Consider the following 12,507-nt stretch of genomic DNA (forward strand, 5'->3'; position numbering starts at 1 on the left):
ATGACCATTCGTTCGGTCGAATACACCTCACGCAAACAGGCAGAACAATTACGCGGCACGCCTTTCGTCGCGGTTATTTCGATCACCGATCCAAGTACACCGACTGCCACACTTGACCCCTTGTTTCGCCATGTACTGCGTCTCGCCTTTTTCGATGCCGTGCCAGCCGACGAATACTTGCCGGCACCACTACCTGGTCTATTCGATTACCACATGGCAGGCTTGATCAGCGCCTTCATTGAAGAACTACACAGCGCCCCGGTCGACATGTCACTGATCGTCCATTGTGAATTTGGCGTCAGCCGCTCTGCCGCCGTCGCCCTGTTTGCCTCGGCCCTGACCGGTGCACCGCTAAAGGCTCGGGAATTCACCTACGAAGCCAACCAATGGGTGCTCGACCAGTTACTGCAACGCCACGCCGGTCTGGAGGTGGACGTGCCTTCGCCACTGATCAGTCGCGAACGCCGCACTTCCCCACGCCTGTGAGAGCGACCACGATGCTGAACATCCACCCGCTTGTCTCAGCTTGTTTGCTGCACCGCAGCATCCTATACTAGCCCATCGCTTGATGCACTGGAGCAAGTCCTCATGAACCACGAACCCGAACAACGCTACCTGGTCAATCGCACTTACGACGAAATCCATGTCGGAGATGCGTCCAGTCTCACTCGCGTGCTGATGCCGGAGGATGTGAAATTGTTCGCCATCCTGACCGGCGACCTCAATCCGGCAATGGTCGACCCGACCTATTCACAAAGCGGCCTGTTTCGCGAAGTCATTGCCCACGGCATGTGGAGCGGCTCACTGATTTCCACGGTCCTCGGCACCCAGTTTCCCGGTCCGGGCACCATTTTGATCGACCAGTCGCTTCATTTTGCCCGTCCGGTCACCATTGGTGACAGCATCACGATCACCATTACTGCCAAGCAAAAATTCGATCACAACAAGCACATCATTTTCGATTGCGTGTGTACCAATCAGGACGGCCTGCAGGTCGTGCGCGGCAGCGCCGAAGTGCTGGCCCCTGTAGAAAAGGTTTCACGGCTGCAGGAAGTGCATATGCCGGAGATCCGGATCGACGACAAACACGAGCGCTATATTCACCTGCTCGAGCGCGTCAAGGGTCTGGAACCGATCCCCACCGCCGTCGCCCATCCGTGTGATGAAGAATCGCTTAAAGGCCCCGTCATGGCCTTCCAGGCCGGCATTATCGAACCGATTCTGGTCGGCCCGGAAAACAAGATTCGCGCTGTCGCTGAAGAATTCGGCATCGATCTTTCCGGCATCCGCATCGTCAATGCTGCACACAGCCATGATTCGGCCGCACTCGCCGTCTCCCTGGTGCGTACCGGCGATGCCGAAGCCTTGATGAAGGGCAGCCTGCATACCGACGAACTGATGGGCGAAGTCGTCGCCCGCGCCAACGGCATGCGCACCTCGCGGCGGATCAGCCATGTTTTCCTGATGGACGTGCCGACCTACCACCGGCCACTGCTGATCACGGACGCCGCCATCAACATCGCGCCGACGCTGGAAGACAAGGCTGACATCATCCGCAACGCCATCGAACTGGCGCACATCATCGGCATCCCGGAACCCAAAGTGGCGATCCTCTCGGCAGTCGAGACGGTCAACCCCAAAATCCAGTCCACTCTCGACGCCGCGGCGCTGTGCAAGATGGCCGATCGCGGCCAGATCAAGGGTGGCATCCTGGATGGCCCGCTGGCCTTCGACAACGCCGTCTCTCTCATTGCCGCCAAGACCAAGGGCATCAAGTCCGCGGTTGCCGGCCATGCCGAAATTCTGGTCGTACCGGATCTCGAGTCCGGGAACATGATCGCCAAGCAGCTCGAATACCTCGCCAACGCATTGACCGCCGGCATTGTCCTGGGCACCAAGGTCCCGATTGTCTTGACCAGCCGCGCCGATTCCGCCGAAACCCGTACCGCATCGTGCGTCATTGCCGCACTGATCGCACACCACAACCGCAAAACTGGAACCGTCTGACATGAAGCAAGGCATCCTGACGATCAACGCTGGATCGTCCTCCATCAAGTTCGCCCTTTTCCCGCTCGCCCACCCGATTTCTCCCGATGCGGAAGTCTCCGGACAGATTGACGGTATCGGCACCAATGCCACCAAGCTGGTCGCCAAAGACAAATCCGGCCAGAAGATTGCCGACCAGGCCATTGTCGGCGAACAAGTCAGCCACGACCAGGCCTTCGACGCACTGCTGAAGTGGTTTATGTCCACCCATGCCGGCTGGCAGATCGTCGCGGTTGGACATCGAGTGGTTCATGGTGGCGAGCGTTATTCCCAACCAACCATCGTCGACGAAACCGTGCTTGGCCACCTGATCAGTTTTATCCCGCTGGCCCCCCTGCACGAACCGCACAACGTCGCCGGCATTCGCGCCTTGCAGGCCCTGCTTCCCGACGTGCCACAGATTGCCTGTTTCGACACTGCATTCCATCGCAGCCAGCCCGATGTCGCCCAGACCTTCGGCCTGCCCCGGGCGCTGACGGCTGAAGGCATCAAGCGCTATGGCTTCCATGGCCTGTCCTACGAGTTCATAGCCCGCGCCCTGCCCCAGCATTCGCATCGCGCCAATGGCCGCGTCGTCGTCGCCCACCTCGGCAACGGGGCCAGCATGGCGGCCATGGTCAATCGCAAGTGCGTCGCCACGACGCTTGGTTTTTCGACCATCGACGGCCTGCTGATGGGTACGCGCTGCGGCAATCTGGACCCGGGCGTCATTTTGCATCTGATGGAAACCAAGGGGCTGTCGGTCAAGGACATGACCAGGATGCTTTACAAGGAATCCGGTCTGCTGGGTGTCTCGGGCATCAGCCAGGACATGCGCACCCTGCTCGGCAGCGACAAGCCGGAAGCCCACGAAGCGGTTGACCTGTTCTGCTACCGCATCGCCCGCGAACTGGGTTCACTAGTAGCAGCAGCCAGCGGCGTCGATGCGCTGGTATTCACCGGTGGCATCGGCGAACACGCTGCCGAAGTCCGCCGTCGTGTCTGCATTCAGTCGGAATGGCTCGGCATTCGACTCGATCCGGAAGCCAATGCGCGCCACGATATCGTGATCAGCGCCGGTAACAGCAGCGTCGATGTGCTGGTCATCCCGACCAACGAAGAATGGATGATGGCGCACCACGCGCAGACGCTTCTCTCTCTCTGAATAAAAATATTTTCAGCCCGGGCCCCGGCTACCGAAAGGTGCCGGGGCTTTGTTTTTTCGGGCTTTTTTGCAATGACATTGTCACCAAGCAAAAACACACGGAACACCGTATCTAGTCAATATATTGCCTTGGCACACTAGATATAGTAGCTTTGCAACATTCGAAGATAAATAACCCAGTCCACCCGAGTTTTGTAGAGGAGCCCTTGATGAGCAAAATTTCCGAACAGCTTTCGCTGACAGACATTCCTGCACCGCCACAGTTTGCACCGCTGCCGGAGCAGGAAATTTCCGGTGAAGTTCTGATCGAGAAATACGCCAAGGGCAAGGAAACCAATGTACATGACGTTCGCCGTCGCGTTGCCTACGCACTGTCCCAAGTCGAACAGGAAGCCAATCGCGCCCATTGGGAATCCAAATTCCTGTGGGCTCAGGAAAACGGCTTCATTCCGGCCGGCCGTATCAATTCCGCCGCAGGTACCGACCTTCAGGCAACGCTGATCAACTGCTTCGTGCAACCAGTGGGCGACTCGATCGTCGAAAACACCGATGGCAAACCCGGCATTTATACCGCGCTTGCCCAGGCGGCCGAGACCATGCGTCGCGGTGGCGGCGTTGGTTACGATTTCTCCTCCATCCGTCCGCAGGGTGCCCGTGTCAAGGGTACGCAGTCACGCGCCTCCGGTCCGGTCTCCTACATGCGGGTCTTCGACCGCTCGTGCGAGACCGTTGAGTCCGCTGGTGCCCGCCGCGGCGCGCAAATGGGCGTGTTGCGTTGCGACCATCCGGATATCGAGGTATTCATCCACGCCAAGGACAAGGGTGACCTGACTAATTTCAATATTTCGATTGGCGTCACCGACCCGTTCATGGAAGCCGTCGATGCCGATGGCTACGTCGAGTTGTTGCATCGTGCCGAGCCGAACAGCGAAATGCGCGCCACCGGCGCCTACCAGCGTGAGGATGGCATGTGGGTTTACCGCAAGGTACGCGCTCGCGACCTGTGGGATCAGGTGATGAAATCCACTTACGACCACGCCGAGCCTGGCATCCTGTTCCTCGACCGCATGAACAAGGACAACAACCTCAATTACTGCGAAGTGATCGAGGCGACCAACCCCTGTGCCGAACAGCCGCTGCCGCCGTATGGCTGCTGCTGCCTGGGTTCAATCAACCTGACGCTGTACGTCAAGGATGCATTTTCCGAGCAGGCCACCTTCGATTTCGACGCCTTCGCCGAAGTCATCCGTATTTCCACCCGCATGCTCGACAATGTGCTCGATGCCACGCATTGGCCGCTCGAACGCCAGCAGCAGGAAGCCGCCAACAAGCGTCGCGTCGGCCTCGGCTACACCGGCCTCGGCGATGCGCTGGCCATGCTCCGACTGCGATACGACAAGCCGGAAGCCCGTGCGATGGCCGCCCGTATCAGCGAATTCATGCGCGACACCGCTTACCTGTACTCGGTTGAAATGGCCAAGGAGCGCGGTGCCTTTCCGTTGTTCAACGCCGAACTGTATTTGTCTGGTGGCAACTTCGCATCGCGCCTGCCGGCCGACATCAAGGCCGAGATCCGCAAGCATGGCTTGCGCAACTCGCACCTGCTGTCGATTGCACCGACCGGTACCATTTCGCTGGCCTTTGCTGACAACGCCTCGAACGGCATCGAACCTCCGTTTTCCTGGACCTACAGCCGCAAAAAGCGCATGCAGGATGGCACCCTCAAGGAGTATTCTGTCGAAGACTACGCTTGGCGCCTCTACAAGCATCGTGGTGGCGATGTCACCAAGCTGCCGGAATACTTTGTCACTGCACTGGAAATTTCCGCCCAAGCCCACAGCGACATGGTTGCCGCCGTCGCTCCGTTCATCGACACCTCGATCTCCAAAACCGTCAACGTACCGGCTGACTATCCGTACGCCGACTTCCAGGACCTCTATATGAGCGCCTGGAAATCCGGGCTCAAGGGCTTGGCCACTTATCGCCCGAACAGCGTGCTCGGCTCGGTGCTCTCCGTCACTGGTAGCGATACGGCCAAACCAGATGCAGCGGTCGACGCCAAGTCACCGCAGGATTTCGTCTCCGACGCCAATCGTCGTCTGTCGATCAAGAACTTGCCAGCGCCGGTACTGGCCAGCCTGCGCTGGCCAGGTCGCCCGAACCTGCCGGAAGGCAACCTGTGCTGGACTTATATGCTCGACTCTCCGATCGGCAAGTTTGCGCTGTTTGTCGGCCATGTCGAACCAGAAGGCCGCGCCTGGCCGTTCGAGGTCTGGGCCAATGGCCCGGCCGAACCACGCGGGCTTGGCGCTGTTGCCAAGACCCTTTCCATGGACATGCGCGCCAACGACCATGCCTGGCTCGAAATGAAGCTGGAAGCCCTGGCCAAGACGCCGGGCGACTCCTTTGAAATGCCCATGCCGCCGCATGGCGAGCGCAAGCGCGTCCCCTCCGTCGTCTCCGCCATGGCCCAAGTGATTAGCTGGCGCTGCGAACAACTGGGCGCCTTCAAGCACGAAGGCCCCACACCGGTGAAAGATGCCTTGTTCAGCGCCAAGGAACCAAAGACCGGCACGGACGGCACGCTCTCCTGGACGGTCGACATCAACAATCCATCGACGCGCGAGGAATTCGTCCTCGGCCTCAAGGAAATCACCCTGCCGGACGGCGTCACCCGCCCCTACTCGATGTGGCTCTCCGGCAATTATCCGCGTGCCCTCGATGGTTTGTCGAAGTTGCTGTCACTGGATATGCGCGTTCTGGATCCAGCCTGGATCGGCATGAAGCTGCGCAAGCTGGTCGATTACTCCGAGCCGCTCGGCGACTTCATGGCCTTCGTTCCTGGTTCGCGCAAGCAACAGACCTACCCATCAACCGTGGCCTACATTGCAAACCTGATCATTCACCGCTACGCCATGCTCGGCATCCTCGATGAAAGCGGCTTCCCGCTTCAACAGATGGGCATCCTGGAAGCCCCGGAAGACACCATCAGCAACAAGGTGCTGCCGACTCAGGGCAAGCTGTGCGGCGAATGCGGGAATCACACCATGATCCGCAAAGATGGTTGTGACTTTTGTACCGCTTGCGGGGCCGTCGGCACCTGCGGCTAAGCGTCTCCAGACTCAAAAAACGCCCCGGAAAAACCGGGGCGTTTTTTGTTGGTGCTCGGGATAAGCAAGACAGCAAATGATAAATTTTCTCTGTTCGTATAAGCCTTGGCCGGAAGAGATCAAATAGCCAAGCTACCTCCCGGCGCTCAATCATCAGCGATGAAATATTTCGATTTTCGTTATTTTTTTCCGGTTGACCGTGGCAGCAGGAGAAAACATCAGGGTTTGTCCAGCCAGAACAATGAAGTCACTGTCTTCGCGTCAGTAATCCGGCCATCCCAAACTGCCTGCTTCGCTTCAGCCGGAGAAACTTCTACAACCTCGAGAAACTCGTTGTGATCGAGTTCTTTTTCGCCAGCCAAATGCAAACCACGTGCGGCAAATATCTCAATACGTTCATCCGAATAGCCAATGCATGGGTGCATCACACCGAGATACTCCCACTCGCTGGCTACGTAGCCCGTTTCTTCCTTCAACTCACGCCGAGCTGTGTCGATGATCGCTTCGCCAGCGTCAATTTTCCCGGCGGGCAGCTCAAGAAATACGCGGCGCAATGGGTAACGAAACTGGCGCTCAAACAGCAGATTGCCATTAGAAAGGAAGGCCAGAATGACTACCGCGCCAGGATGAACAATATATTCCCGTATCGATTCCTTGCCATTGGGTAGCCGGACACAATCCTTGCGCACGTTGAGCAAGGCGCCTTTAAATATACTTTCACTTGAAATTTCTGACTCTATCAGGTGCGTGTCGTGTGACATTGCATCCCCCCGCAAAGTAAAACGCCCCGACATGCGGGGCGTTGTTTCGACCTAATTCAGCCTTGCATCAAAGCGAGCGCAACAAGGCGTAGGCGCAGAGCGACATGATCACTTGCGGGAAGATGCCGAGAAGCGCGACGGCCAAGCCGTTGGCAGAAATAAGAATACGCATGTCCAGCGGCGCAGTCAGCGGCGTATCGTCGACTGGTGCGTCGAAGTACATGATCTTTACCACGCGGAGGTAGTAGAAAGCACCGATCAGCGAGAACAGCACAGCTACGATAGCCAGCCACATATAGCCGGCGGCAACCACCGCCTGCAGCACTGAGAACTTGGCAAAGAAACCGATGAAGAACGGTACGCCAGCCATCGAGAACATCAGCATCAGCATGATGCCGGCAAACCATGGGCTGCGCTTGTTCAGGCCCTTGAAGTCATCAATTTCCTCAGCTTCAAAACCTGCCCGTGCCATGAGCAGGATCATGCCGAAGGTACCGGCACTCATCAGTACGTAGGCAATAACATAGAACATCGAAGAACTGTAGGCGTTCAATGCATAGCGTGCATCGCCACCAACCACGCCAGTAACGATACCCAGCAGCATGAAACCCATGTGCGAGATCGCAGAATAGGCGAGCATGCGTTTGAGATTGGTCTGGGCGATCGCGGCCAGATTACCGATTGCCATCGACAGCACTGACAGAATGATCAACATGGCTTGCCAGTCGGCTGCCATCGTGATCAGGCCGTTCACCAGCAAGCGCATGACGATAGCGAAAGCAGCCAGTTTCGGTGCAGAGCCGATGAACAAGGTAACCGATGTCGGTGCGCCTTGATAAACGTCCGGAATCCACATATGGAAGGGAACAACACCTAGCTTGAAGGCCAGACCACCAACCAGGAAGACCAATCCGAATACCAGCACGCTCTTGTTGACGCCACCACCGTAGAGACGCTCGGCAATACCGGTGATTTCGAGCGTACCGGTAGCACCGTAAATCATTGACATGCCGTACAGCAGCAAGCCGGAGGCCAAGGCGCCAAGGACAAAATACTTCATCGCTGCTTCAGTGGACGCCACAGAATCACGGTTCATTGCCACCATGGCGTAGAGTGAAAGCGACAGCAATTCGAGACCGATATAGATGGTCAGGAAATGGTTGGCAGAAATCATCACCATCATGCCCAAGGTCGCGAAAAGTGCCAGCACGTAGTACTCGCCCTTGTTCATTGACTCGCGATCAATGACGTAGCCCCGAGAATAGAACATCACAATGACCACAGTCATGTACAGGAACAGCTTCAGCAAATCCGACATCAGATCGTCGACAAACATATTGCTGAAGGTATAAGTAATTTCTCCGGTGCTTGTCGCGAACTGAATGGCTGCGCAGCCGACCAGGGTCAGTTGGGTCAGCACGAAGGTGACTGTGCGACGACTATCCTTGACCAGCAAATCGATCATCAGGATGGCCAGCGCCATCACCGCCAGAAAGAGCTCCGGGGCTGCGGGCAGGAGATTGGGGACAACGAAATTGTCGAACATGTCGGCTACCGTTTATTGAATCTTGCTGATGGCGACATGACGCAACAGGTCATTGACCGAGGCGTGCATGACTTCCGTGAAAGGCTGCGGGTAGAGACCCATCCACAGGGTGGCAATGGCCAGTACGCCCAGAATGGCAAACTCGCGCTTATTGATGTCTGACAGCTCTGCAACATGATGATTGGCAACATCGCCAAAGATCACCCGCTTGTACATCCACAGCGTGTAGGCGGCACCGATAACCATCGAGCTGGCCGCAGCAAAAGCCACCCAAAAATTGAATTTAACCGCACCAAGAATCACCATGAACTCACCAACGAACCCCGAGGTTGCCGGCAAACCTGCATTAGCCATCGAAAACAGCATGAACAGGGCCGCGAATTTAGGCATCGTATTGACCACGCCGCCGTAATCGGCAATTTGACGACTATGTACTCGGTCGTACATCACGCCAATACAGAAGAACATGGCACCCGACACAAAACCGTGAGAGACCATCTGAACCAAGGCTCCCTCGATACCCATGGCACTGAACATAAAGAAGCCGAGTGTCACGAAACCCATGTGCGCAATCGAAGAATAGGCCACAAGCTTCTTCATGTCCTCCTGAACCAAGGCGACGAAACCGATATAGACAACGGCGATCAGCGAGAGACCCAGAACAAGACCGGACAATTCATGCGAGGCATCAGGCAGGATCGGCAGGGAGAACCGGAGGAAACCGTATGCACCCAGCTTGAGGGCAATAGCTGCCAGTACGATTGAGCCACCGGTCGGCGCTTCAACGTGCGCATCCGGCAACCAGGTATGGACCGGCCACATCGGCACCTTGACGGCAAAGGCAATAAGGAACGCGAAGAATAGCCAAATCTGCGAACCAAGCGGAATCGGCAACTTGTGCCATTCCAGAATTGAGAAGCTACCACCGGACTGAATGAACAAATACATTAACGCAAGCAGGAAAAGCAGCGAACCAAAAAGTGTGTAGAGGAAGAACTTGAATGCGGCATATACGCGCTTTGGTCCTCCCCAGACGCCGATAATCAGATACAACGGAATCAGCGACGCTTCAAAGAAGACATAAAAGAGCACGCCATCAAGCGACGTAAAGATACCGTTCATCAGTCCCGACATGATCAGGAAAGCTGCGTTGTATTGCGCTACCTTGGTCTGGATGACTTCCCAACCAGCGGCGACGACGATGATGGTGATAAAGGCGTTAAGCACCACGAAGAGCATCGAAATACCGTCAACACCCAAGTGATAGTTGATGTTGAAACGCGGAATCCAACTACTCAGCTCGACGAACTGCATGCCACCGTTGGCGATATCGAACCCTGCCCAAAGTGGTAGCGTGACGAGGAAAGCCGCAACCGCACCCGCCAAGGATAGCATCCTGGCCAGCGGAGCATTCCGGTCACCCCCGGTGGTCAATATAACCAGACCGGAGAAGATCGGAATCCAGATTGCGAGAGATAGCAACGGGTAAGTCGACATGTTATTCCTTGCTTTTCTGCGAATAATTCACGCTAGGCGCGGTTGATCCACAGGGTCATCAGCACAAAGATGCCGATAATCATGGTGAAAGCGTAGTGATAAACGTAACCGGTCTGGAACAGTCGGGTTACGGAAGCAATCCATCCAACAACCTTGGCCGACCCATTCACGATCAGGCCGTCGATGATGGCGACGTCGCCGCCACGCCATAGCACCTTGCCAAGAAGGCGGGCACCACCGGCAAACACCAACTCGTTGAATTTATCAAAGTAGTACTTGTTCTCAAGCAAGGTTTGAATAGCCGAGAAGCGGTGTTGAATTGCAGCCGGGAAATCAGGACGCTTCATGTAGAAGAACCACGATACGACTACACCAGACAAGGCAAGAAGGAATGGCAGTGAAGTCAAGGAATGGATGCCCATTGCGACAGCACCGTGGAACTCTTCGGCCAGATGCTCCATTGCCGGGTGTGCTTCAGCATTGATAAAGATCACACCTTTAAAATAATCACCGTAGAGCATTGGCTCTATAGCTATGAAACCAATAAACATGGATGGAATGGCCAGCAACACCAAGGGCAACGTAACAACCCACGGCGTTTCATGTGGCTTCTGACCCGGTGCCAGACCATGGTGATGATCGTGAGAGGCCTCTTCATCATCGTGGTCGCCATGATGCTCATGATGATGGGCATCATCTGCCTTACCAAAACGCTCTTCGCCATGGAAGACCAGAAAGTACATGCGGAACGAGTAAAACGCGGTGATGAACACGCCAGCCAGAACCGAGTAATACGCAAATGCCGCACCCGGTTGACCATGATGATAGGCCACTTGCGCAGCTTCAATAATTGAGTCCTTGGAATAGAAACCGGACAGGAAAGGCGTACCAATCAAAGCAAGCGAACCGATGAGTGAAGTAATCCACGTAATTGGCATGTACTTGCGTAGGCCGCCCATATTACGAATATCCTGATCGTGGTGCATGCCAATAATCACAGAGCCGGCGCCAAGGAACAGCAGGGCCTTGAAGAAGGCGTGTGTCATCAGGTGAAAAATGGCGACTGAATAAGCAGATGCCCCCAACGCAACGGTCATGTAACCAAGCTGAGAGAGGGTGGAATAAGCTACGACCCGCTTGATGTCATTCTGAATGATGCCCAGGAAGCCCATGAATAGTGCAGTAATTGCGCCGATGACGATGACGAAGGACAGGGCAGTAGTCGACAACTCAAACAGTGGCGACATCCTGGCGACCATGAAGATACCCGCCGTCACCATAGTTGCAGCATGGATCAGGGCAGAGATCGGGGTCGGGCCTTCCATCGAATCTGGGAGCCAAACATGCAGGGGAACCTGCGCTGACTTACCCATGGCACCGATGAAAAGACAGATGCAGGTAACAGTCATCAATGACCAATCGGCAGAACCCCAGATATTGATCATTGCAGAAGCGAGTTCTGGAGCTTTTTCGAATACAGTTTTGTAATCAAGCGTACCGAAGTGAGCAAGCACCAATCCAATGCCCAATATGAAACCGAAGTCTCCGACACGATTGACCAGAAAGGCCTTCATGTTAGCGAAGATGGCGGTCGGACGGGTGTACCAGAAACCGATCAGGAGATAGGAAACCAGACCAACTGCCTCCCAACCGAAAAAGAGCTGCATAAAGTTGTTGCTCATCACCAGCATCAGCATGGAGAAGGTGAACAACGAGATATAGCTAAAGAAACGGTTATATCCAGGGTCTTCCTGCATGTAGCCAATGGTATAGATATGAACCATCAGCGATACGAATGTGACCACCAGCATCATCGTGGTGGTCAACGTATCTATCAGAAACCCAACCTCAAACTTGTATTCGCCGCTGGTCAGCCACGTATAGACGGCCCCGTTGTAGGTATGTCCTGCCTGAACATCCTTGAAGATAATAATGGACGCAATAAAGGCAATAGCGACACCTGCTATGGTTGCCGTATGAGCAACCCAGCGCGGGATAACCCGACAGAACAAACCTGCAATCATGGCGCCAATAAGCGGTGCCATGGGAACGAGCAGATAGAGTTTTTGCATTTCCATGTTTAACCCTTCAGGCTGCTCAGGTCATCCACATGGATGCTCTTGAGGTTGCGGAACAGCACGATCAGAATGGCCAGACCAATCGCCGATTCAGCAGCGGCAACAGTCAGGATGAAGAAGACGAAAATCTGACCGGAAAGGTCCTGAAGATAGTGTGAAAACGCCACAAAATTCATGTTGACCGCAAGAAGCATCAACTCAATGGCCATCAGTAACACTATCAGATTCTTCCGGTTCAGGAATATACCGACCACGCTGATCGCAAAAAGTATCGCGCCTAGAATCAGAAAATGGGATAAAGAGAGAGTTAACATGGGTTCCCCGG

The 12,507-nt window shown here is 55.4% G+C and carries 9 protein-coding genes; 4 read left to right on the plus strand and 5 right to left on the minus strand.

What is annotated here, in order from left to right; all coding sequences use genetic code 11:
- The 4 genes from IPJ12_04565 to IPJ12_04580 all read left to right on the plus strand — a co-directional run bounded on the left by IPJ12_04565 (position 1) and on the right by IPJ12_04580 (position 6,300).
- The gene (locus IPJ12_04565; GenBank protein ID MBK7646441.1) at positions 1-486 is read left to right on the plus strand and encodes a hypothetical protein; all 486 of its coding nucleotides are present in this window, start codon (positions 1-3) and stop codon (positions 484-486) included.
- Between the two features lie 102 nt (positions 487-588).
- Positions 589-2,007 (plus strand): bifunctional enoyl-CoA hydratase/phosphate acetyltransferase, encoded by a 1,419-nt coding sequence (locus IPJ12_04570; protein MBK7646442.1) that lies wholly within the window; start codon positions 589-591, stop codon positions 2,005-2,007.
- A 1-nt stretch (position 2,008) separates the two neighbouring features.
- Positions 2,009-3,190, plus strand: coding sequence for an acetate/propionate family kinase (locus IPJ12_04575; GenBank protein MBK7646443.1), 1,182 nt, complete (start codon positions 2,009-2,011; stop codon positions 3,188-3,190).
- Positions 3,191-3,399: 209 nt separating this feature from the next.
- Positions 3,400-6,300 (plus strand): adenosylcobalamin-dependent ribonucleoside-diphosphate reductase, encoded by a 2,901-nt coding sequence (locus IPJ12_04580; GenBank protein MBK7646444.1) that lies wholly within the window; start codon positions 3,400-3,402, stop codon positions 6,298-6,300.
- Between the two features lie 218 nt (positions 6,301-6,518).
- Here IPJ12_04580 and IPJ12_04585 read toward each other — a convergent pair whose 3' ends face one another.
- The 5 genes from IPJ12_04585 to nuoK all read right to left on the minus strand — a co-directional run bounded on the left by IPJ12_04585 (position 6,519) and on the right by nuoK (position 12,496).
- Positions 6,519-7,061, minus strand: coding sequence for an NUDIX hydrolase (locus tag IPJ12_04585; protein ID MBK7646445.1), 543 nt, complete (start codon positions 7,059-7,061; stop codon positions 6,519-6,521).
- A 67-nt stretch (positions 7,062-7,128) separates the two neighbouring features.
- Positions 7,129-8,607 carry an NADH-quinone oxidoreductase subunit NuoN gene (gene nuoN / locus IPJ12_04590; protein MBK7646446.1) on the minus strand — a complete coding sequence of 493 codons (1,479 nt, stop codon included), beginning with the start codon at positions 8,605-8,607 and terminating at the stop codon, positions 7,129-7,131.
- Positions 8,608-8,619: 12 nt separating this feature from the next.
- Positions 8,620-10,104: an NADH-quinone oxidoreductase subunit M gene (locus IPJ12_04595; protein ID MBK7646447.1), complete on the minus strand. Its 1,485-nt coding sequence runs from the start codon at positions 10,102-10,104 to the stop codon at positions 8,620-8,622.
- 32 nt (positions 10,105-10,136) lie between these two features.
- A complete protein-coding gene (nuoL, locus tag IPJ12_04600) occupies positions 10,137-12,182 on the minus strand; it encodes an NADH-quinone oxidoreductase subunit L (GenBank protein MBK7646448.1) in 2,046 nt (681 codons plus the stop codon).
- Positions 12,183-12,184: 2 nt separating this feature from the next.
- Complete coding sequence (gene nuoK, locus IPJ12_04605) at positions 12,185-12,496, minus strand: NADH-quinone oxidoreductase subunit NuoK (protein MBK7646449.1); 312 nt, start codon at positions 12,494-12,496, stop codon at positions 12,185-12,187.
- Between the last annotated feature and the right edge of the window lie 11 nt (positions 12,497-12,507).

It is taken from the genome of Betaproteobacteria bacterium (genome assembly GCA_016709965.1).
Taxonomy (GTDB): domain Bacteria; phylum Pseudomonadota; class Gammaproteobacteria; order Burkholderiales; family Rhodocyclaceae; genus Azonexus; species Azonexus amarohabitans.